Source organism: Desulfosporosinus sp. I2 (assembly GCF_000960765.1).
GTDB lineage: Bacteria > Bacillota > Desulfitobacteriia > Desulfitobacteriales > Desulfitobacteriaceae > Desulfosporosinus.
This window is the reverse complement of sequence record NZ_JYNH01000005.1, coordinates 14676-38058: the sequence shown is the minus strand read 5'-3', so window position 1 is coordinate 38058 and position 23383 is coordinate 14676. Positions and strand designations below refer to the sequence as shown.

Below are 23383 nucleotides of genomic sequence, written 5' to 3'. Positions count from 1 at the left end.
GAGATGGCAGGAATGGAGTTATCTAATCACCAAGAAAAAGTTGGACAACCTAAGATAAATAAGAAATTGGCTAAAAGACAACTATGGATTGAGTACGTAAAAGGAGCTGTAACAGTATTAGTTTTTTTAGCCGGATTAGCACTAGTTAGTAATTACATTAATATTTATTTTGCAATAAAATATGGTTTTGTTTTGACCGCGCGGCCATGGTACAGTAATTTAGTGCTTTTATTTTGCGTTGTAGCTTATATCTTTGTGTTTTTCTCTATCTATAAAAAACTTGGGTTTAAATTAACGGAAAGAATAGATGATCTTAGAACAATGATAGATCGCATGGAATAAAATCATGATGGACTAGTACCTCAAAAGTACAGAAAAATGGATTTTGTCCTCTACTAAAGATAAGGAGTGTAAGTATGTTTTTTAAAAAGAAGATCAGTTTAAGCTTATTCATAAAAATGATTGCTGATGAGGTTTTAAAAGTTCCGTCCTACACTTATGATGATTATTTAGCGATTGACCCCGATTCTTTATTATCACCAAAAGAGTTTGAAGATTTCATTGGCAGCCTATCTTCTTTAAGGCTTTTGATCCTCTATGCAATGTTAGTAGATCATAAAAACAAAGGACAACTTAAGGCTTTGAGGAATAATCTAGATAAGACCTTCATCGAAGCATTGGCGTTGTCGTATCAGGATATTGTCGTTGACCATGATGAAGCACAGAGGCTTTCAGAGGGCTTCAGTTTAGAGCTAGATCATCTCAGGAGTTATTTGACGGGCCTATCTGAAAAGGATTTAGCGGAAAAAGGATTCACCCCTTATGCTTGTTTGTACTTTACGTCTAAGTTTGCTGAGCCCTCAGAGGAAAGTGTCAAAAATGGAGTATATATAGCGCTCATTAACACTCAGAGGAAAATAATGAAAGAGTATTTTGGCAAAGCCATTGAAAAAGTGAAAATCATAGACTAGCTGAAGCTGGACCCTTAATATAAGCTCGGTACTTATATTGCTGGGAGAAATTATTTGCCATAGTATTTTTTTATTATTCCATTAAATAAAGGAATTAATGAGAGAAAAGCGAATTACTTTCCAAAGACATTATTTGGGGGTTTTTTTACAATGTTAAAAGACCTATTTTATAACGTTACTACGATTATTGCGGTTATTAGCATTGGGAATCAAATTCTCATAAATGAAGAAATTACTCCCTCTTCGCCTTTGAAATTAAGACTATTTTTTAGTTCAATGGCAGGTGTATTAGGGATACTTTTGATGGTCAACAGAGTCCAAGTCATGTCGGGTGTAATTTTAGACTTCCAAAATATAGCAATTATGCTATCTGCAACATACTGTGGTTTTGTTGCTGCATTTATGACAGGTTTAATCATTGGGGTTTTCCAGTTGGTTTATGTTGGTTTAAACTATTCATCTGTTATAACAGCCATTACAGTCATTTTGACGGGTATAGGTTGTGGACTAATAGCTAAATACACTGCAAGTAAATTGAAAACCTGGGTATTGATGAGTATCTATGTTGCAATAATACTTAGTTTGTCATATGTGGTTTTGATCGAAAACCAATGGATATTACTTGAAACAATCACCACCTACGGGATTGGGACAGCCGTAGCGTCAACCCTACTTTATCTTTTCATTAGACATCTTGACTTATCAAGATTTCTTTATAGGAAATACCAAGCTGATTCTATAAGAGATCATCGTACAGGACTTAATAATGTCAGGCAGTTTGATAGTGAGCTTAATAAAATAATGAACCAATTAACGGATCGTAGTATCATAACATTACTGTTTATTGATATTGACTTCTTCAAGAAAATTAATGACAATTATGGACATCAGAATGGGGACAAAGTTCTTGAGGATTTAGGTAAAATCTTATTAAGCTCATGTAGTTATTCCGATATATTGTCTCGAAATGGTGGGGATGAATTTTCAGTTTTAATGACTGATTGCCCAAGAGATAAAGTATTGGAGGTGGCAGAGAGGATCCGTTCAGGCGTACAAGAGCATAAATTTTATTTAATTAATGGACAAATCATAACTATCACGGTGTCCATTGGAGTTGCAATCTATCCAGATACTGTTCAGGATATCAATAAAATAGTAGAGCAGGCAGATTGGGCATTATATGAGGCTAAACAGGCAGGTAGAAATAGAGTGTTTATGGAAGTACCTGCGCTTTAATGGGTAGTTTTTTGCGAAGTATGGCATAGTATATTACAAGTGCTAACAGAGCAAAGATAGCCGAGCCGCCGTACATATATACGTAGCCCATTTTTTGTGCAATAAAGCCAAGAGTAACGGCTCCTAGTCCAATGCCTAGGTCCATGGCAACGGCAAAGGTTGCGTTAGCTGACCCTCTACGTTCGGGCGGCGATAAGGATATTACTAGGGCGTTTAAAATTGGCTGTACTGTTCCAAAACCAAGGCCGTAAACGACAGCAACGAGCAGAAATACGGGCAAGGAAGATGCCCAAGCCAGTAAAAGTAGGGCTGCAGCAATCAGTACTATTCCAGGCACCAGGAATTTCCGGGCACCATATTTGTCCGCCAGTTTTCCGATGCTCGGACGGCTAACCAACAATACCAAGGCATAAACCGTAAAAAATATCCCTATGTTTTTAACTCCTCGGAAATCTGCGTAGGAAGGTAAAAAACTTACTATTCCACCGTATGTTAAGGTGATAAAAAACAAAACCAGAGCCGGAGGAATTGCGGATTTTTCCAAAATCACACCTTTTGCAAGTTTGGCTTTTTCATCTGGCTGATGCTTAATGGGTGTTTCATAATTGATAAAAAAAGAGCCAACCAATCCGAGGGTGGCTAAAATTGCTGCGCCTGTAAACAAGACAAAGTAACTGCTGTACTTCACTAGGAATAGACCCAATGCTGGCCCAACGGACATGGCGATGGTGGCTGCTATTCCGTAATAGCCCATTCCTTCAGCCCTTCTGTCAGCGGGTATCACGTCTGAAGCCATAGTTCCAGTAGCCGTAGTAGATGCACCCCATCCAATACCGTGAACGACTCTTAGCGAGAGTAAGGTAATAATTGAGAAGGCCAGGTTGTAAGCAAGTGCTGAAATAAGGAAAATACCAACCCCGATGATGAGTATTGCTTTTCTTCCCTTTTTATCAAGTAAGTTTCCAAACCAAGGACGTACCAAAACAGCCGAGAGAGTAAACAAGCCAACAATTGTGCCGGCAACGGTTTCATTACCTCCTAGGGTTTGGGCATATAAGGGAAGCGTTGGCAGGAGCATGTACATTGATAAAAACATTAAAAAAGATACTGTCAAAATTAAAAAGAAGGTCTTATTCCATATCTGGCCTTCAAGTTCGGGACTAGCTTTGTGCATTTTAACCCTCCTCAAGATATACATATGACCTGCGTCGTTGTATCAGTCCCAAAATTATTCGATGTTCAACTTTAGTTGAATGAGCTCACTGGAGTTTTATTATATTATAGCCTCAATCTTCATAATACTGAAGTTTATCATTTTGAAGTGGTTTAAGGACACATTTTTATTATTTGATTTTATTATCATAATAAATTCCTATAGGAACTATAAGTCTAGCTAATATAAGTAATCCATTAAATAAATGCAAAATACTCCAAATTACGACATAATCGCTTAATATCCCCTAAACTTACCATATTGTATATTGATGATACTATATGAGGACGCTATAGACAGAACGTTTGCCTTTGTGCTAATCTTCAAATAACAAGGTATTACGTTGGTTTTGTGTTTGGAGGCGACCTAAAAGGAGATGAGGAGGTTAAGACATGTCTAAACTAGTAGAAATAAATGGGGCAGAAAGACAACGGTGGTACTGCATTAAGAACCAATATGGTTTACTTGTTCTCCTAGTTTCGATGGGTATGATGCTCGTCTTATTAGGGGGTTGCGCTCTAGTAGCTAAAACGACGCAGACTTCAATAATAAATCAGCACGAGACTTACGTTGTTGGAGAAGCGTTTAAGATGGGAAATCTTCAATACACGATAAACAGTATAAGGACTTCCGACGGGGATGCAGATAGAATCAAACCACCTAGAGATGGTAAAACATTTCTTCTTGTGGGTCTTACTGTAGAAAATCAAGGAAGGGCTGATGCTGAGATTAGAAGTATGATCGGCTTTAACCTGAAAGATCAGGAGGGCAGAAGGCAAGACTTTAGTATGGGGGCTTTTCTTTCAGTTAAAGATGCGATAGACGGGACAATTCCAGCAGGAGGAAAGATGACGGGCGAATTAGGGTATGAGGTGATGAAAGGTGCTCAGACATATAAATTAGCAATAATTCCTGATCCTTTAAGTTTAAGAACTGAAATTGCAACCGTTGAAATCCCCATACAATAATTGAGTCAGTGATAAGAGAGACTATTTTTTAGTGGACTCGTTAACTAAGATGAAAAAATTCAATAATTAAGAATGAGTGGAGGCAGCGAAAGCGATCAGGTTAATCCTGATTGCTTTTGTTATTGTCGGATCAATAGAAATAACGTCAGCATCTCTTCACTGATAAAGGAATATTTAGGAGATATGTAGAAGTATGTTTTTAATTATTCATCTTTAGCATCATGAGTGGTGGAATGAACACTAGGAAATGAGATAGTTTCTCCAGGGGAGTGTAGGGTGTGGATAAGTTTGCGATAAATGAGGTTAAAATACAGGCGCTAGCGTATGATCTAGCGGAAGGTCTGTTGCTTTTTGACCGAAATGGGGTAGTGCAATATCTGAATCCAGAGGCAGAGAAGCTTTTAGGGTGGAATATGTCAGAAACTCTAGGGAAACGAACTCATAAAGATTTACACGATCCCTCTAAGATACAAGATGATGATATGTGTTTTTTTGATCGTGCACAGACAACCCAAACGGTAGTTCGTGTGGAAGGAAAAAAGATTTATCGGCCGGATGGAAGTGCATTTTTTGCTTTGGTTGTTGCTTACCCTTTTGCTGAAAATGGGACCTTTGACGGGTGTGCTGTGGCACTCTCGGATATCAGCGAATCGGTTCAACTGCAGGAGGAATTGGAGGAAAGCTTAGCGAGAATCCGGCAGCTAAAATACACGGAACTTCGGGAAAGTATTCTCTATGGAATTACGCAACGGGTCCTGACTGAACAACCTCTTTCGGACATCTTCAAATACCTCTGCAACGAATTGGTTCAAACCCTAGGCTATCCAGTCGCGTATGTGGCACTGAAAGAGGATGACGGCTCGGCTCGTATCGTGGCTCAATGCGGTTTGACGAGGGTCGAGGTCACATCTTTCCAAATGCGTTGGGATGAAACCCTGCAAGGAGAGGGAGGTTTCGGTAAAGCGATTCGTAGCGACCTACCCCAAATATACAACTTGAAGGATAATCCCTATAATAAAGCTTGGAATTGGATCTATAAAAAGCGCTCATTGCGATCAGTGGCCATTTTTCCGATTTCTTCAAATAGCCGGGTTTTGGGAGCTCTCATTTTGTATTCTCGGAAAGAAGAGTACTTTGATATCCCAAGTATAGAGCGAATGCAAGCCTTTGCGGATCAACTTGATTTGGCACTCTGGACGGATGAAGTACGACGAAAACTCCGCCTTCAGAACACGGCCCTCATTGCTGTTACCCATGCTATTGTCATTATGGATGGCACAGGAAAAATACTTTGGGCCAATCCAGCCTTTACCAAGCTGACGGGCTATGAACTGAAGAAAGTGTTGGGGCAAACTCCGCGCTTTCTCCGTTCTGGATATCAGGATCAAGCCTTCTACGAACGGATGTGGAAAACCATTTTGGCCGGTCAAATCTGGCAGGGAGAGCTGATTAACCGCCGTGCAGACGGAACACATTACAGTGAAGAAATGACGATCACCCCAGTGAAATCAGAAGTTCAAGAGATCACACATTTTATTGCTGTGAAGCAGGATATCAGCGAACGTGTGACGAACCAAAGGGCCTTGCGTATCAGTGAAGAACAATTTCGAGATATGTTTGAAACCATGAACAGCGCTGTCGTAGTGTTTAAATTAACCGATGATGGGCAGGACTTTATCTGTACGGATATTAACGGGGCAGCTGAACGTGTTGAAAAAATATCTCGCAAAGAAGCGATTGGATCTTTGATTATTAAAGTTTTTCCACTGGTCAAAGAATTAGGGCTATTTAAGCTCATGCATCAAGTTTTCCGCACAGGAGAGAGGGCTAAATTTCCTGCCATTTATTATAATAATCAACGCGCTACCGGTTGGAGTGAAGGGGTTATATATAAGGTGGCTACAGGCAATGTAGTCGTTCTATATGATGATGTTAGCCAACGTATTTTACACGAAAAGACACTCTGGCAGGAGAAAGAACGTGCTCAGGTGACCTTAGCCTCGATCGCGGATGCTGTGCTTACGACCGATGTCCATGGCAAGGTCACTTATCTCAATCCCGTGGCTGAAATGATGACGGGTTGGACGAATGATGAAGCTCAGGGATTAGCGGTCGAGAGCGTGTTTGACATTTTTCATGAAAGCACTGCACAACCTATGGCTCAACCAGTTTGGCAATGTCTCAGGGAAAGTCGCGTGGTTGAATTGTCCAATCATGCAGTACTTCGGCATCGGGGTGGACGACAGCTATTTTACATTGATGACTCAGCGGCTCCTATCCGCGATCGGGATGGGCAGATGATCGGTGCGGTCCTTGTCTTTCGCGATGTTACTGAAAAACGGGAACTGCTTCGTCGATTGTCACATCAGGCCCATCATGATGCACTAACTGACTTACCAAATCGCCAATTATTAAAAGAGCGTATTCTGCAAGCCATCCTTCAGGCACGCCGCCAACAAGGGCAAGTGGCAGTCTTCTTTGTCGACCTGGATGGCTTTAAACTGGTGAATGATACACTCGGGCATGCTGCAGGGGATAGTTTACTTTGTCAGGTCGGAGAACGTTTTAAAGCGGTTTTGCGTCAGGAAGACACAGTCGCCAGACAAGGGGGGGATGAATTTCTTATCCTGCTACCTAAATTGCCTTCTGAACAACAAGCAGCCCGTGTTGCTCAAAAACTTTTAGATGTTCTGGCACCTCCTTTTACACTTTTTAAGCAGGTAGTTTACCTCACAGCAAGCATAGGGATAGCTCTCTACCCGGTAGATGGAGAAGATTCTGAGATTCTTATCCAACATGCTGATATGGCCATGTATCAGGTTAAAACAGAGGGACGCAACCACTATAACTTCTATACCCGCGCTTTGAATGAACGTATGGCGGAGCAACTTGCCTTTCAAAATGAGATGCGTCAGGCTCTGGAACGGAAAGAGTTTATCCTTTATTACCAGCCACAGTATTGTCTGAGCGATGGTCAGTTATGCGGGATGGAAGCACTTGTACGCTGGCAACATCCAGAACGTGGCTTTCTTCCTCCTGGGAAGTTTATTTCGATTGCCGAAGATAGCGGTTTAATCCTGCCCTTAGGAGAATGGGTCTTGAGAACTGCATGTGCCCAAAATAAACTGTGGCAGGACTTGGGTTACCCTCCTGTGCGAATATCAGTCAACCTTTCGGCTCGTCAATTTCGGCAAAAAGATCTTGTTCAACAGATTGCAAGGATTCTCCAAGAAACAAATTTGGATCCCCAGTGGTTGGAACTGGAGATCACCGAGAGCCTCAGCATGGAAAATGTAAGGGTAAGTGTGGACATTCTCAAGAAACTTAAGAATATGGGGATTTATCTTGCTATTGATGATTTCGGTACTGGTTTTTCATCCCTTAGCTATTTAAGCCGTTTTTCATTGAATACGTTAAAAATCGATCGCTCATTTATCTCTGAGATAAATGAGAGTTTAAATAGACAGGCTATAGTTTTGACCATTATTCAGCTGGCTCAAAATCTTGGTCTGAAGGTCATAGCAGAAGGAGTAGAAACTAAGTCTCAGTTGGATTTTCTTCGGACCAAAGGGTGTGATAAAGCACAAGGTTTCTTTTTTGCTAAACCGGCTCCCGAAGAAGAAATTCCCTTATTTTTTTCGAAGAATTGTAGGGTAATTAGTGATATCCTTCTTTAGTAAAGAGGTTACTCTGGAAATGCATTGAATTAATGAGGTTGGGTAAACCTAGAATTAGATATTTTTTTCATTGGAGCAAATTACATGCAAACATATAAAGAGTTCGATGCTCATTTGATGAGCGACCATAAACCGTCAAGCTACTTTAATGAATTAGCCAAAACGGGAATATTTAACGAAAAATACCCTTACACGTTACTGGGTGATTTAATGAAAATACCCCAATCTCCAAAATATCACCCGGAAGGTAGTGTTTGGAACCACACAATGTTAGTGCTAGATAATGCAGGGGAAAGGAGACATCTTAGTAAGAATCCTAAGGTGTTTATGTGGTCTGCTTTGCTTCATGATTTAGGTAAAGCATCCACAACCAAGTTAACAAAGGGGAAAATAACCTCATATGACCATGATAAATGGGGAGAGCGGCTTTCCTTCAAATTTCTTAAGGAATTAACCAGTGAAGATGAATTTATAAATCAAGTTTCCAAAATGGTAAGGTGGCATATGCAGATACTTTTTGTTACAAAGGGTTTGCCTTTTGCAGATATCCGAAGAATGGTCTCTGAGGTCTCCATAGATGAGATAGCCTTACTTGGCTTATGTGACAGATTGGGAAGAGGAGACATGACTCTTGATAAAAAACGGGAGGAGGAGAAAAGTATCAGGATTTTTTTAGAAAAATGTAATTCTCTACTTTCTTGTTCGCATTAGGAATAGGGAAAATTATGATGACCAAAAGACAATGCTTACTGTAAAAAGTAAGCTTTTTCTTTTTGGGAATTTAGCGTTAAAGACAGAAGCTCGTTGAAATAAATGACTATTTGAACTACAATAATATGTAATTGCAGTAGCTTAGGGTGGGAAAGAAGAGGATAAAAGTTAAAGAAAGTAAAGAACGTTGGTATTATGGCTGGTATATAGTCATTGCTGCTTCGTTAATAACCTTGCTTACCGTTGGATTTCGGCTGGGGGTGGGTCCCTTTGTCAAACCAGTCATGGCGGACTTAGGGATGACTCGAACAGAATTATCTCTGATTATGGCGATTAGCGCACTTATTTATGGGTTGGGGATGCCTCTAGCTGGGTTTCTTTTGAAACGCTACAACACTCGATTTGTATTGATAGCAGGCGTGATTATGGTCTGTGTAGCTCTAGTCTGGGCAATCACGGCTAAAGGGCTGATACCCTTTTTACTGTCATTTGGTATTCTGCTTTCACTAGGACTTTCTTTTTTAAGTCCAGTCGCCTTGACACCGATTGTTAGCAGCTGGTTTGTTCGGCAGAGGGGTAAAGCGCTTTTCAATTTATCCACAGGATCAATGGCTGGAATTGCGATTATGACCCCACTTGAGACGATACTTATTAATTCTTTGAGCTGGCAGAAAACGCTGTTGCTATTTGCAGGGTTGTTTATTTGTGTCGTGATTCCCTGTGCTCTGTTTGTGTTTCGAGATGAGGTACCTGCGGGGGCCGATGGGGAAAGAAGCGAAGTAGCAGTAAGTATAAAGTTAATGGGTCGGTATCACAATTGGAAATCACCTGGAGGGACGCATTCCAGACTAAAGCCTTTTGGCAGATTGTGATGGGCCTTTTTGACCACCGTTATTCTGCTGATCGCAAGTGGGATATCTTATCTGCTGCCCGGACAGCTTAACATCCAACATTCGGCAGGGGTAATAACTTCGAAATAGGCTATCCGCTGTTTATTTGAATAAGAAAGTGAGGAACATTATCTTGAAAATGACTGGAGCAGAGGCAATTATAGAGTCTCTGAACAATGAAAAGGTCGACGTTGTGTTTGGCTATCCTGGTGGGGCAGTCTTAACACTTTATGATGCTCTGTACCAAGCAGACTTTAATCATATTCTAACGAAGCATGAGCAAGGGGCAGTCCATGCTGCCGATGGTTATGCCAGGGCGACTGGAAAGGTCGGGGTGGTTATTGCTACTTCCGGCCCTGGAGCCACTAACCTAGTGACCGGAATTGCGACCGCTTACATGGATTCGATTCCTTTGGTGGCGATTACGGGTCAAGTTTCTGTGCCATTAATCGGTAGGGATTCGTTTCAGGAGGCAGATATTCGTGGTATCACGACCCCGATTACGAAACACAACTATTTGGTCAAGAAGGTTGAGGATTTACCTGGGGTTTTAAAAGAAGCTTTTTATATTGCGCGAACAGGAAGGCCTGGTCCTGTGGTCGTGGATGTCGCTAAAGATGTCTTTGCTGCTTCGTTTGATTATGAATATCCCACAGAGGTAAAGCTACGTGGATATCGTCCTGTCTATGAAGGGAATTTGGAAACGATTGCTAAGGTCTTTGAGGAATTGAGATTCGCTAAGCAACCTCTTATCTTCATAGGGGGCGGTGTTAATCTCTCTGATTCCTCAGAGGAATTAAAGAATATGATTGAACAGACTGGGTTCCCAGTAATTTCTTCGTTGATGGGTTTGGGTTGTATTCCTTTTGATCATCCTCAGTTCCTAGGCATGGTTGGAATGCATGGAACTTATGCCGCGAATATGGCGACAACGGAATGTGATGTGCTATTAGGAATCGGAGTACGTTTTGATGATAGAGTCACAGGCTTGCTGGACGAGTTTGCCGCAAACGCTAAAATTATTCACTTTGATATCGATCCAGCTGAAATTAACAAAAATGTTTTAGCACATTTACGCGTTGTCGGAGATATGAAATGGTCTATACCTGCCCTATCCCAACGGATTAAGCTTGTTTCTGATGAGTTGAAAGAGCACGTTCAATCTTGGGTGGAGAAATGTCGCATATGGCAAGATGAGAAGCCTTTAAGCTATGAGCAGGGTGATTTGGTCATGCCCCAAGCTGTGGTCGAGAAAGTCAGTCAGTTGACACAGGGGGATGCAGTGATTGTGACCGATGTCGGACAACATCAGATGTGGGTTGCGCAGTACTTTGGTTTTAAAAATTCACGGTCCTTGCTTACATCAGGTGGTTTAGGGACGATGGGTTATGGTCTTCCCGCTGCCATAGGAGCGCAATGTGGTTTGCCAGATAGACCGGTGATTCTCTTTATCGGTGATGGTGGGATGATGATGAATTGCCAGGAGCTGGCAGTGGCTGCAGAGTATGATTTGCCGGTTAAAGTCCTAGTCTTTAACAATCAGTGTTTGGGAATGGTCGCCCAGTGGCAGAGGATGTTTTACGGTGGGCGCTATTCACATACTAGTCTCAAGAGGTCGACGACTGATTTTGTGAAATTAGCTGAGGCTATGGGTGTCAAGGGTTTAAGGATCCATAAACCGGACGAACTGGACAGGGTCTTGAAAGAAGCGTTGTCTATTTCTGGTCCGGTGGTTGTTGATATTCGGATTCCAGAAGTGTTAGACGTACTGCCCATGGTTCCATCTGGTGCTCGCTTAGATCAGATGATTATAGGGGGTAAAGAGGGATGAAGCATACACTTGCCGTTTTAGTAGAAAATAAACCCGGGGTTTTAACTCATATTTCCGGACTAATTAGCCGACGGGCCTTTAATATTGAAAGTATTGCCGCAGGGTATACAGAGGAACCCGATACCACCAGGATCACGATTGTGGTAGAGGGGGACGAAATCGAACAGGAACAGGTTGTCAATCAGTTATCAAAATTAATAGATGTCATTAAAATTAGTGACCTTACGGCGGTAGAATCAATTCAGCGGGAATTAGCTTTGATTAAGGTCAAAGCAAGTGCTGCGACACGTTCAGACATTATCAATATTGTTGAAATCTTTCGGGCAAGTATTGTCGATGTTAACAAGGAGACCATGGTGATTGAGCTTTCCGGTGATGAAACCAAGATTGATGCCTTATGTCAAGTACTAGAAGATGACCATGGAATTATTGAAATTGTACGAACTGGTAAGATTGCTCTTTCTCGAGGGCCTGTTCCGGCAAAGGATCAAGGTATCTGATTGATGAGAAGTATTTGAGAGAGAATAGGTAGCTCTCCTTAGTGAAACATCAAAGGTTGAGCGGGGCAATCCCGCTCTTTTTTCATGTACGCCACGCATGGCGAGTAACTAGGTGGTAAATTTTAAGACTGAAATAATTATTGACATATGTTCAAAACAAAGTATAATAACTTTTAAGGGCATATGTCGATAACCAGAAGGAGGAATTAAAGAATTGCTACAAGACCAAAGCAGCTTGAAAGCAGGCTTGATATGATAAGTAAGTAATTTAAAGCTTATCTAAGCAAAATAAGCAAAATAAGCAAAATAAGCAGCATAAGTGGCAAGTGGGGCACCCCTGTTACTTTTGTTAATAAAAATTGAGGTGAACGTAATATGCCAAGACCAAGAAAATGGAGAAAAGTGTGTTGCTTGCCAGAAAGCAACCGATTTGGGCCACTAAATGCTGAGATTAATCAAGAGCATTTTGTTACTATGAGCATTGATGAGTATGAAACGATACGGCTCATTGACTTAGAAGGGTTTACGCAGGAAGAGTGTGCTGACCAAATGCATATTGCACGCACAACCGTTCAGCGTATTTATAATGATGCGAGAAGAAAGCTTGCTGAGTCTCTAGTCAAGGGGAAAGTTCTCAGAATTGAGGGCGGTGATTATAAGCTTTGTGACGGACAGGAAAAAACCTGTGGTTGTGGCGGATGCCGTAGACATCGATGCGGTAGCGAGTTTACGAAAGAGGATAACAGAGGTGAATAATAATGTATTCTCAAAAAGTGATTGAACACTTTATGTGTCCCCAAAACGCCTATAGTATGCCAGATGCCAATGCTCAGGGAACCTTTGGGGATCCTTCATGTGGAGATGCAGTTATTCTATTTTTAAAGGTCCAAGATAATTATATCCAAGAGATCAGTTATCTTGTGTTTGGTTGTTGTGCATCGATTGCCACATCCAGTATAACGTCTGTTTTAGCTAAGGGGAAAAGCTTGGAAGAGGCCTTAAATATTACAGAAGAAGATGTTATCAAAGCTCTCGATGGGCTCCCCGAAACAAAAGTACATTGCTCTAACCTTGGAGTGAGTGCCTTGCGTAAGGCGATCGATAATTATTATTCAAACATTAAAACAAGTATTAAGGAGGATCCGGTATGAAAATTGCAATTCCAGTTGATGGTAAATCAATGGAAACCAGTGTTTGTCAGTCCTTTGGTCGTACCCCTTATTATTTAATTTACGATACAGAATCAAAGGAAAGCATTTTTCTTGATAATAGTGCGGTAGCCAGCCAAGGTGGTGCGGGGATCAAGGCTGCACAGACCATTGTCGACAACAAGGTCAGTGCCCTGCTTACCCCAAGATGTGGCGAGAATGCTGCTGAAGTCATTAAAGCGGCTAATATAAAATTATACAAGACGTTCAATGATTCGATTAAGGATAATATTGACGCTTTAAATGAAGGAAAGCTTTCTTTACTGGAAGATATCCATGCCGGATTTCATGGTCACGGAGGCAAATAGTATGAAGATAGCTGTGCTAAGCGGCAAGGGCGGCACAGGGAAAACACTAATAGCTGTTAATTTAGCTGCGTCAGCCAAGGAATCAACCTATATTGACTGTGACGTTGAAGAACCAAACGGGCATCTCTTTTTCAAGCCGGAGGAGGTTCAATCAGGAAGAATCTCGATCAAGATTCCTTTTGTAGATGAAGCACTTTGTAATGGCTGCCGTAAATGCGTTGATTTTTGTAAATTCAATGCCTTAGCCTATATCAACCACAAGCTGATCGTTTTTACTGAGGTTTGTCATTCCTGCGGCGGCTGCATACTGCTTTGTCCTGAGAGAGCCTTGTCAGAGAAAGAAAAAATTGTCGGGGAAATTCAAAAAGGTGTTTCAGAAAATGTTACTGTTATTACAGGGATCTTAAATATTGGTGAAGCGTCTGGAATCCCCATAATAAAGAAACTCTTGAAGGACACCTCGGCAAGGAAAGTATTCACTTTTATTGATTGTCCACCTGGGAGCGCCTGTATTGTCATGGAAAGCATCAAGGATGCGGACTATTGTATCTTGGTAGCGGAGCCCACCTTGTTTGGGGTACATAATCTTAACATGGTCTACGAACTGGTAAAGCTGTTTGACAAACCACATGGTGCCGTGCTTAACAAGTGTCTGGAGGGGGAAAACCCTGCTGAAGAATTTTGTCTAGAAAAGGGTATTAAAATTTTGGGTAGAATCCCTTTTGACAAGACGCTTGGAGAACTGAATTCCAAGGCGCTGATTTCAGTTAGAGAGACTAAAAAGTATCGGGATAAGTTCATGTCCCTGCTTAATATTGTCACTAAGGAGGTGGAGCATGAAACAGTTATTAATCCTTAGTGGCAAGGGCGGTACGGGAAAAACAACGATTGCCAGTGCTTTTATTAAGCTATCAGAGGCTAATGCTTATGCAGATTGTGATGTGGATGCACCTAATTTGCATTTGATCATGAGTCAATCAGCGGAAGCCAAACGATCAGACTATTTTGGATCGCCAAAGGCTGAAATTAGTCAAGAATTATGCGTTCAATGTGACCAATGCAGGCAAAATTGCCGGTTCGAGGCCATACATGCGGGTGCTGTCTATAAGGTTGATAGCTTTGCCTGTGAAGGCTGTGGTGTTTGTGAAGCAGTTTGTCCGGTAGGGGCCGTAGCTCTAAGACCTAGCATAGCAGGAGAATTAATGCTTTATGTTAATGAAACGGTGTTTTCTACGGCGGAGCTAAGAATGGGGAGCGGTACCTCTGGTATGCTGGTCACTGAGGTGAAAAAGCAGACGAAATCAGCAGCTAAAGATGCTGAGCTGGCAATCATAGACGGATCGCCGGGGATAGGATGTCCGGTGATCGCATCACTTAGTGGGGTCGATATGGTTTTGATCGTTACTGAACCTTCTATATCAGGTATCAGTGATATGGAACGCATCATTAAAACTGCAGAAAACTTCCAAACGAGAATCGCCATTTGTATAAATAAATATGATACTAACCTTGAAAATACAGAAAAAATTAAGTCCTTTTGTAAGAACTACAATCTGACTTATGTTGGAAGAATACCCTATGACCCGACTGTTGTAGAAGCAATCAATAAGGGTCAAAGTATAGTTGAGTTGGATTGCGCAGCAGGACGTGCCATAATAGGTGTTTTTGATAAGACTATCAAAATTCTGAGTCGAACCAGGGAGAAAGTTTCAATCGATGGAAACTCAAATGATTATATAATTATAAAGGAGAGAATCAAATGAAAATTGCAGTTGCGAGTAAGAATGGAATGGTTACAGAGCATTTTGGTTATTGTGAAAACTTCAATATTTTTGACGCAGTGGGCATTAAAGGGAGAGCTGATTAAGACATTAAAAGAGCGGGGCAACCCCGCTCTTTTTCTTTAATGTGCCACGCATGGCGATTATCTTACTTTCGTATTATAGAGACTATTCTTTTAAAAATTCCATAAAAGGGTTTTTCATACTCACAAGTGCATTAACCATAAGTTCTACTAAACCACCGTACTGAACATTAAATTTGGACGTCGCCTCGTAGAACTCCAGAATGTCTCGAATTGCTCCTTTACAATTGGAACAAGGAGCGCATACATATTTAGGGATAGCAATATTCTCCATAGTATCCTGAAAGGCCCCAAGGATCTGGTTAAACTTCATGCGAGAGCTGACTTTGTTTCTCCATTCAGAAAAATTAAGAGAATTTGTAATGGCGAATCCACCCCCACCGCCACAGCAGTAATTGTCTACTCCATGCGGCGTCATTTCCCTAAACTGAGGACAAATAGCTTTTAAGACATTCCGTTGAGGTTCAACAATCCCCATTCCTCGAACATAGTTACAAGGATCATGAAGCGTCACAGGAAAGTTATTTTTACTAGGGTCTAACAATAATCGTCTTCGCTTGATCATATCCCAAAGCAGAGGAAGACAACTCTCAACTGGGACTTTAGCATCTCCATACAGCATGCGATCCCCTACAACAGCCGAAGCCTTATGGGCATGTCCACACTCGGCGATGACGATTCGATTGACTCCTAATTCTTTGGCGACTTTCATCTGCAGGGTAGCTAAGGATTTTGCTTGGAAATCATCATACCAGATGCCGTAATTGACGTTGTCATATCCTGCGATTTCACTACTGAGAGTCCAATTTAACCCGGCTTCTTCAAAGAGAATTGCAAAAGCAATGGGGTTTTCTGGCCAAGCCATATACTCACCTGCATTATGCAACAGAAGGATATCGGCACCTTTTTTATCCATCGGAAATTTGATCTTCAAGCCATACTTTTCTTCAATATCCTCTTCTAAAAATTCTATCGTATCTAAGAAAGCAGGCTTGCTAACTCCCGTGGAAGAACCTGTTTTTAACTGAAGCACTGTACCTTTTGTATGCAGAGGAAGCGGAGCAATGCCCAACTCTTGGCTGAAGATCTTGCGAATTTCTTTGGTGAGAATTGAGTTATCTAAGCCCAGTGGGCAGGTCTGAGCACAGCGACGGCAAAGATTACAGCGATAGGCTAACTCACCAAGTCGAGCGATCGTTTCCCAGTGCACGTCGATATCTGCTCCAACAAAACCACCTAACAGTTTTCCACTGGTGGTAAAATACTTCTTTACAATTTTTCTGAGGACTTCAGAACGGAAGATCGGACGGTATAATTCGTTTTTTCCCTGACGCTTCGTAGATGTGACAGGCAGCTGAACACGTATCACATTTTGCGCAGTATTCAAAGGACAATAAGAACGGTTCAAGTATTCCATTGTTGGCATCAGAAAAGCTCTTTTCTAAGCCCTTGAGGAACTTCCGTACAAATTCATCTTCTTCCTCTTTAGTTTTTGGGCGGGTTAAGGTATCGATACCAACGTAGCCATCTAAAGAAGTACAGAATTTTTCTTTCCATGCAGGCTTTGGATCGGTTAAGGGGGGTTCCATTCCGGGTTTATCATAAGGCGGAAATAACGGCATTAGCTGTTCCGGTACAAGTTTAATCAGTTGCTCATCCGAGCGTCCCATATCTTTTGGACGTAAATCTTTTTGATTTATCATGCTCAGCGCTCCTCTTTCCACAAAGTAAGAAGTTTACAAAGAACCCCACTTATAGGAGCGGGGGTCTTAAAAGTTAGTAAAAAGATGGGACTTATTATGTTAATAATTCATGAATTAGATATGTGAAATAAGTGGTAAATTAATTTATGCATGATAAAGAAGTTTCTAATGCATAAAATGTTGGGAAAGGCAAAAGAAATGGAGAGTATTTTCCTCTTTTTGGTTATAGGCATATGCCCCTTACGATGTTAATTATACTCTATTAAGAACATATGTCAATTATTACATTGATATAATCTTTATTATTGACTATAAGATAGGCTCAAAGAGGTCGGAATTAATTCCGACCTCTTTGACTATTTGAAATTAACGAGTGGATGAGAGTTTCGTAACCCTCGTATAAAGTTTTTGATTTACCAAACTTAAGAATCTTTTGGTATAGCTCTGGTCTTTGAGCCTCAATCGCTTTTATTTTATCTTGCAATGTGTTAAAGGGTTCTGTGATTTCTTGATACTTAAGACATACCAGTTCATTTTTGCGTTGAATGATCCGATCTGTAAATTTAGTTCGTGTCAGGGGTTGTGGTGAGCGTGGAGTATCAAGCGTAAACCAAACGCTGTTTCCAGCTTGATTGATTTCAGCTAAAGAATAGCCAGTATTCCATAATCCCTGGACAAAAGCATTGCGCATACTCGCATTTTTCAAGGTAATTGTTACATCCATCCTTAGTTGCGAAGGCTCAGAAAATTCACCAAGTTTAAACCCAGTCAGCCACCAGTGTGTCCCTTTCCTCATAAAAAGGGTTTTGTCATTCTTCCTAAGGGTAAATGACATGGGTAAAAGATCCTCATTGCTAACACAATGATAAAAGGTACCTTTAAAAAGCCCGAGAATAGTTAAGTCTAGTGCTTCAGTATAAATTCCTATTTCCCCGCCAGTAACAAAATCGTATTGTCCTTTCCATAAGCCTATCATCCATTTTCGGTCGTCATAGTCAAAATGGATCATCTCACAATCCATGATCATTCCCAAAGGTGCTGAAGCTTCATCGTATAGACGACAGTAGCCCATCTTTCTTTGCCAAGAATCTAGCTTGGAATAGAAGATATCTTGGGTTATATCATAAGAATAGCCAGCAAGTTGGATGGCTTTATCTAATTCTTCGTTCCCCGTCCCCTGCGTTAAGATGGCAGACATAAAAACCCCCCCTCAATACATTTTATTGAGTTGGGGCATAGTATGGTGCATCGAAAGGTGTAACTTATTAAAATTAGTGTAAGGATTGATGCTTTTTATTGAGCTGTAAAGTGGTGTAAGAAAATTTCTAAACTAAGATGCTTAGTTCCGACAAACATGGGTAGGATATCCCATGGTTAGGGGATAGTTTACTTTTTAATCAGAAGGGATATTTTGGATTTTGCCGAATGAAGAATATAGAAGCAAATTAGAAAAAGGTGGTAAGAAAAATTGCATGCCACTGATAAAATTCTTGGGTCGGTGCCAGAAGTTTCCCTCCGAGAGCATTTATTAAAGGTTATGAATTCTTATCTTATGGCTAAAAACGAGCCGTTTATCGGACATGAGCTGGGAATTTTGATGAGGAAAACGATCCCCGAGGATCTACAACGCTTACCATTCATCGGTGACCGATATAGGGTTGAGGGTTCTGTGGGTATGCGCAATTGGACGAATATCCCTTGGATCGCGGTTATGGAGCGGCAAAGGAGCGAGAAAACGGAGCCTGAGGAATATGTTCGTTATCTCTTCTCAGAAAATATGGAGTCAGTGTATTTGACGATTCAGCTTGGAATTACGGAGCCATTGCAGGAGAAGGAGCGAAACTGTGGTAACGAAGACTCCCGTATCCAAGCTCTGAAAAACATGCTTTCAAGAGAGCCACGTTATGACCGACATAATCTGCCTGACAATGAGGTTTTGATCGAAGATTTATGTCAGGCGATGAAAAGTTATCAGCAATACGTAGACAGGGGTTTAACCAAAGAGTCTCCAGAGCCAGAGCCTCTTGAGGCTGACAACCAGAGGGATGGTGAGGAGCCCGAAATCATCGTTTCTCCTAAGATTCAAATCGAAGCAATAAAGCGGTATATACGAAGCAGGGGCTTCTCATACCCGGCGGAAAGCATCGAGAATGTTTTTTTAGCCTTAAAAACCAAGCCTTATGTAATCTTAGCGGGTATCTCAGGGACAGGAAAGACTAAGTTAGTAAAGCTTTTTGCCGAGGCTAGTGGTGCAACGGAGCAAAATGGACAATATTGTCTCATTCCTGTCAGGCCAGATTGGACCGATCCCTCAGATCTGCTGGGTTATACGGATTTAGCGGGTAACTTTCGACCGACGAAGTTTAGCCGATTACTAGCCCGAGCCTCTCAGACAGAAAACAGGGACAAGCCCTATTTCGTCTGTTTGGATGAGATGAATTTAGCTCGGGTAGAACACTATTTTAGTGACCTTTTAAGTATTATGGAAACAAGGCACTGGAAGGAGGACCGGATTGAGACGGACTCTTTGCTATCCCTTAATGACCAAGAAGTCCTATTGCAGGAAGAGTATCAGAAGCTGAGATTTCCAGATAATGTTTATCTCGTCGGTACGGTCAATATGGATGAGACAACCCATCCTTTTAGCAAAAAGGTGTTAGATAGGGCTCAACTGATTGAATTTAGTCAGATTGACTTAGGCCGTTTTCCTGAAAGTCGATCCGAGGAAGATGGGGATAAAGGGTCAGCGGGTTTGGAAAGTGGACCGATCAGCAATTCCTTTTTTCGAAGTGATTATTTGACTCTTCAGGATGCCCATCTTGAGAATGATGTCCTGATTCGGCGGAGTACAGGACGTTTGATCGAAGTAAATCAAATTTTAGAGGGGATCTATGCTCAGGTTGGGTTTCGGGTACGGGACGAAGTCAACTTTTACCTGCTCTATAATGATCGTTACAAATTGATGACTGAAGAACAGGCTTTTGATCTTCAGCTTTTGCAGAAAATTTTGCCACGCTTACAAGGGAGCAGTTCCTCTGTGAAAAAGGCACTTATCCAACTGCTGTTTTTTGCCTTAGGGGAATCCAAGAATCTAGAGGAAATGATGGAAGATGCTTCAGGGCTTTATCTACCTTGGCAAGGAAACGGAACCTATCTAAGAGCGAAATTTCCCTGGAGTTGCAGGAAATTAGCCTATATGTTGCGGAGGTTAGAGGAAGATGGTTTTACCTCATTCTGGCTTTCTTAAAGGAAAGAATTCTACGGGATCGCTTGAATATCCTCAGGAAGAATGGTCTCTGAATTTTTGGCAGTTAGTGGACAAAGTGGAGAGGATTCAATCAAGACTCCAACCCAGTTTGATTAGTGCAAACACGATTAGAGATGGTGACCGGGTCAGGAAGGGTAGTCGTAATACTCTTAAATTTCTTATCAAGAATACAGAATGCTTGAAGAAAGATTTAAAATTGGGTTACATTCGGGTCGCAACAAATTATTATCGCCCTGTTAAACTTATCGAGACTAAACTTGTAAATAGCCATGATACACAGGAAAACCGTTTTTTGCGTTGGGTGCTAACCAGGATCAGGGAAAAGCTGTACAGCTTAAAGTTTTCATGTTATCGAAAGAGGAGGACAGTGGAACAACAGGTACACGGAAACTTCGTTCGAATGGAGAGAGCATTAGGTCGGTTACTTAGAGCAGAGTCTATGACGGATGTGGGTGAGCTGTATCAGGTGTTTGGGAATCAGGTTCTGCAAATGTCACCGAGTTATCAGGATGTCTATCGCATTTATTTAAAGATGATTTAGAATGATAAAAATGAGCACCGAGCTAGGTTCGGTGTTCATTTGTTTAAAAACAACTTTCATAAGGCATGGGTGTGGAATATAATACCAAAAAACTCTTGTTAGGAGGGCAGAATCATGGCATTGGGAGAACCCAAGCGAATGGAAGAGTTGAATTATTTTGAGTTATTAGCTTGGCTAGGTATTGGTAGTTCCCATCCGGGAGGCTTTCCTGCAACTCAACAGAATTTAGATGCTTTACAAGTGAGCCAGGAAGACTATGTACTGGACGCAGGGTGTGGGAGTGGCCTTACTGCTTGTTACTTGGCGAAGACAAGAGGGTGTAAAATTATAGGAATCGATCTTAATCCCCAAATGGTTGAAAAAGCATGTCAAAGAGCAGTGAACGAGGGAGTTTCTCATTTAGTAGAGTTTAGGGTCGCTGATGTTTATCAATTACCGTTTGACGATAACTGTTTCGATTTGGTTATGGCTGAATCAATTACAGTCTTCTTGAACAAAGTGAACGTTTATCGAGAGTTTTCTCGAGTTCTAAAGCCCGAGGGTAGAGTCGCCGATCTAGAAATGGTGCTGATGAAAGAGTTGCCCTCTAATCTTAGGACTCAAATGGAGGAGTGCTTTGGCTCTGGAACTGATCCGTTGCTATATGAGGAGTGGCTTGATGCTATAGCACAAGCCGGTTTCCAAGATGTAGAGATCAAGAATCCTCAACGAATAAAGAATAATGGAAATGTGATTGTAAATGCTCTGATGAAAGATTGGATGCTGATCAAAGATCTTAAGAATAAAGTGCTTAGCCAACCCGGCGTACTGTCACGACTGCAAAAAAATGCAGGATTTATGAAGCGTAACATGGGTTACTTTGGTTTCGGTCTTGTCTATGGACGAAAACCAACTCCTCTTCCCACAGCCATAAAATTAGGGGTCAAGGGTCATATGCGACAGGCCATTAGAACTCTTCCGAACGTTTATCGGCGCATGCTATTTTCAAATTAGGCTTGTCTAAAATGGCAACAAGGGAAAATCCACCCTCAACAAGAAATCATTGTATTTTTAAGTTATAGGTAATATAATATTAATAAGTATCCGGTAATCGAGGCAATGAAGCTTTTTTGAGGATTTTAATCTCAGAGAAAGCTTTTTTTATTACCGGACGGGGGGGTGAACTAGGAATTAAAGAAACTTAGCATGTTCATTTTTTCTTAAGCTGAATCGTACTATTTATTTTAAGAGGAGAAAGAAGGAGAGATTTAAAGATGAACTTTAAACGGAGAAGTGCTGTTCTGATTGCCTTGCTGGTATCTTGTTTATTAGTTATCGTTGGTTGCGGCAACAAGGCTACCACGACACAACCTCAAGCAGAAGCCCCGAAGGAGAAAATTAAGGTTGCGTTTGTGTACGTAGGACCAGTGGGTGACGCAGGCTGGAGCTATGCTCATGACCAAGGCCGTAAATATTTAGTTGATAAAATGCCAGAAGTGGAGACAACGATTATCGAATCAGTTCCTGAGGGCGCGGATTCCGAGCGTGTAATTACTCAGCTCGCTGAAAAGGGTAACAAAATTATCTTTACCACTAGCTTTGGTTATATGGATCCAACGATTAATGTTGCTAAAAAATATCCTGATGTCACGTTCATGCACAACTCCGGTTATAAAACCGCCGACAATGTGGGTACTTATTTCGGCCGCATGTATCAGGCCCGTTATTTGACAGGAATCGTTGCTGGTAAATCGACGAAAAGTAATACCATCGGGTACGTTGCAGCTATGCCGATTCCGGAAGTTATTCGGGGTATCAACGCTTTTACCCAAGGGGTACGTTCTGTTAACCCAACCGCTAAAGTAAAAGTAATTTGGACCAATACATGGTATGATCCTGCTAAGGAAAAAGATGCTGCCAAGACCTTACTGACTGCTGGTGCTGATGTCATTGCTCAGCATCAGGATACTCCTGGACCGATTCAAGCTGCTGAAGAAGCTGGTAAATATGGGATTGGTTACAATATGGATATGTCCAAGATGGCACCAAAGGCTGTGTTGACCTCCGCAGTTTGGAACTGGGGTCCATACTATGTGAAAACGGTGCAAGCCGTTAAAAACAAAACCTGGAAAAACGACCAATACTGGGGTCCTATGAGCGATGGTATTGTGGATATTGCTCCATTTGGCCCCATGGTAACTGAGGACACTAAGAAATTGGTGGCTGATGCAAAAGATAAGATTATGACTAAAAAATGGGATGTCTTTACTGGACCGATTAAAGACCAAACGGGAGCTGTTAAAGTTCCAGAAGGCAAAGTAATGTCTGACCAAGACATGCTTTCTTTTAACTGGTTTGTAGAAGGGGTAGACGGAACAATCCCTAAATAAAATTTGGTTGGTGATAGACCATCTTTAGGGCGGAGATTATGCTTTGGGGGTGCGGTAAGTGACCTCAAAGCGTAATCTCTTAACTTTGATTTCTTCTGATATCTTGCCGGTAAATTGTTTGTGAA

The 23383-nt window shown here is 41.4% G+C and carries 20 protein-coding genes and 1 pseudogene; 18 read left to right on the top strand and 3 right to left on the bottom strand.

The annotated features are described in order from the left end of the window. The first annotated feature begins 12 nt into the window (after positions 1-12). The 3 genes from UF75_RS02510 (at position 13) to UF75_RS02500 (ending at position 2207) form a co-directional block, all read left to right on the top strand. Complete coding sequence (locus tag UF75_RS02510; protein ID WP_045573022.1) at positions 13-342, top strand: hypothetical protein; 330 nt, start codon at positions 13-15, stop codon at positions 340-342. 74 nt (positions 343-416) lie between these two features. Then, entirely contained in the window at positions 417-971 is a 555-nt protein-coding gene (locus UF75_RS02505; RefSeq protein WP_045573021.1) for a hypothetical protein, read from the top strand. Between the two features lie 150 nt (positions 972-1121). After that, positions 1122-2207 (top strand): diguanylate cyclase, encoded by a 1086-nt coding sequence (locus UF75_RS02500; RefSeq protein WP_045573020.1) that lies wholly within the window; start codon positions 1122-1124, stop codon positions 2205-2207. On the opposite strand, the gene UF75_RS02495 is transcribed toward UF75_RS02500, so the two are convergent. After that, entirely contained in the window at positions 2185-3381 is a 1197-nt protein-coding gene (locus UF75_RS02495) for an MFS transporter (protein ID WP_045573019.1), read from the bottom strand. The two genes, UF75_RS02500 and UF75_RS02495, sit on opposite strands and share 23 nt — an antisense overlap. Before the next feature lie 431 nt (positions 3382-3812). Between UF75_RS02495 and UF75_RS02490 the strand changes: the two genes are divergently transcribed. The 11 genes from UF75_RS02490 to UF75_RS02440 all read left to right on the top strand — a co-directional run bounded on the left by UF75_RS02490 (position 3813) and on the right by UF75_RS02440 (position 15276). Then, positions 3813-4388, top strand: coding sequence for a DUF4352 domain-containing protein (locus UF75_RS02490; RefSeq protein ID WP_045573018.1), 576 nt, complete (start codon positions 3813-3815; stop codon positions 4386-4388). Positions 4389-4666: 278 nt separating this feature from the next. Next, the gene (locus tag UF75_RS26765; RefSeq protein ID WP_082074977.1) at positions 4667-8065 is read left to right on the top strand and encodes an EAL domain-containing protein; all 3399 of its coding nucleotides are present in this window, start codon (positions 4667-4669) and stop codon (positions 8063-8065) included. Positions 8066-8149: 84 nt separating this feature from the next. Continuing rightward, a complete protein-coding gene (locus UF75_RS02480) occupies positions 8150-8776 on the top strand; it encodes an HD domain-containing protein (RefSeq protein ID WP_045573017.1) in 627 nt (208 codons plus the stop codon). Between the two features lie 146 nt (positions 8777-8922). Further along, positions 8923-9648: an MFS transporter gene (locus UF75_RS02475; RefSeq protein ID WP_052692962.1), complete on the top strand. Its 726-nt coding sequence runs from the start codon at positions 8923-8925 to the stop codon at positions 9646-9648. Between the two features lie 151 nt (positions 9649-9799). Further along, a complete protein-coding gene (gene ilvB, locus UF75_RS02470; RefSeq protein ID WP_045573016.1) occupies positions 9800-11497 on the top strand; it encodes a biosynthetic-type acetolactate synthase large subunit in 1698 nt (565 codons plus the stop codon). Next, positions 11494-11997: an acetolactate synthase small subunit gene (ilvN, locus tag UF75_RS02465; RefSeq protein WP_045573015.1), complete on the top strand. Its 504-nt coding sequence runs from the start codon at positions 11494-11496 to the stop codon at positions 11995-11997. The genes ilvB and ilvN overlap by 4 nt, the downstream gene beginning before the upstream one ends. 375 nt (positions 11998-12372) lie before the next feature. Next, positions 12373-12753, top strand: a complete 381-nt coding sequence (locus UF75_RS02460) for a DUF134 domain-containing protein (protein ID WP_045573014.1) — start codon at positions 12373-12375, stop codon at positions 12751-12753. A 2-nt stretch (positions 12754-12755) separates the two neighbouring features. Beyond that, entirely contained in the window at positions 12756-13148 is a 393-nt protein-coding gene (locus tag UF75_RS02455) for an iron-sulfur cluster assembly scaffold protein (RefSeq protein WP_045573013.1), read from the top strand. Further along, entirely contained in the window at positions 13145-13513 is a 369-nt protein-coding gene (locus tag UF75_RS02450) for a NifB/NifX family molybdenum-iron cluster-binding protein (protein ID WP_045573012.1), read from the top strand. The genes UF75_RS02455 and UF75_RS02450 overlap by 4 nt, the downstream gene beginning before the upstream one ends. 1 nt (position 13514) lies before the next feature. Continuing rightward, positions 13515-14372: an ATP-binding protein gene (locus UF75_RS02445; RefSeq protein WP_045573011.1), complete on the top strand. Its 858-nt coding sequence runs from the start codon at positions 13515-13517 to the stop codon at positions 14370-14372. Continuing rightward, positions 14350-15276 carry an ATP-binding protein gene (locus tag UF75_RS02440; RefSeq protein ID WP_045573010.1) on the top strand — a complete coding sequence of 309 codons (927 nt, stop codon included), beginning with the start codon at positions 14350-14352 and terminating at the stop codon, positions 15274-15276. Before UF75_RS02445 ends, UF75_RS02440 begins: the two co-directional genes overlap by 23 nt. Positions 15277-15462: 186 nt before the next feature. Here the strand turns inward: UF75_RS02440 and UF75_RS02435 are convergent. Then, positions 15463-17080, bottom strand: a pseudogene (locus UF75_RS02435) ((Fe-S)-binding protein). 337 nt (positions 17081-17417) lie between these two features. Next, positions 17418-18278 carry a DUF4474 domain-containing protein gene (locus tag UF75_RS02430; RefSeq protein WP_045573009.1) on the bottom strand — a complete coding sequence of 287 codons (861 nt, stop codon included), beginning with the start codon at positions 18276-18278 and terminating at the stop codon, positions 17418-17420. Between the two features lie 270 nt (positions 18279-18548). On the opposite strand from UF75_RS02430, the gene UF75_RS02425 reads away from it, so the two are divergent. The 4 genes from UF75_RS02425 to UF75_RS02410 all read left to right on the top strand — a co-directional run bounded on the left by UF75_RS02425 (position 18549) and on the right by UF75_RS02410 (position 23258). Continuing rightward, positions 18549-20327 (top strand): DUF3578 domain-containing protein, encoded by a 1779-nt coding sequence (locus UF75_RS02425; protein ID WP_052692961.1) that lies wholly within the window; start codon positions 18549-18551, stop codon positions 20325-20327. Continuing rightward, entirely contained in the window at positions 20299-20889 is a 591-nt protein-coding gene (locus UF75_RS02420) for a DUF2357 domain-containing protein (RefSeq protein WP_045573008.1), read from the top strand. The genes UF75_RS02425 and UF75_RS02420 overlap by 29 nt, the downstream gene beginning before the upstream one ends. Before the next feature lie 114 nt (positions 20890-21003). Continuing rightward, the gene (locus tag UF75_RS02415; protein WP_045573007.1) at positions 21004-21882 is read left to right on the top strand and encodes a class I SAM-dependent methyltransferase; all 879 of its coding nucleotides are present in this window, start codon (positions 21004-21006) and stop codon (positions 21880-21882) included. 260 nt (positions 21883-22142) lie between these two features. Next, positions 22143-23258, top strand: a complete 1116-nt coding sequence (locus UF75_RS02410) for a BMP family ABC transporter substrate-binding protein (protein ID WP_045573006.1) — start codon at positions 22143-22145, stop codon at positions 23256-23258. Positions 23259-23383: the final 125 nt, after the last annotated feature.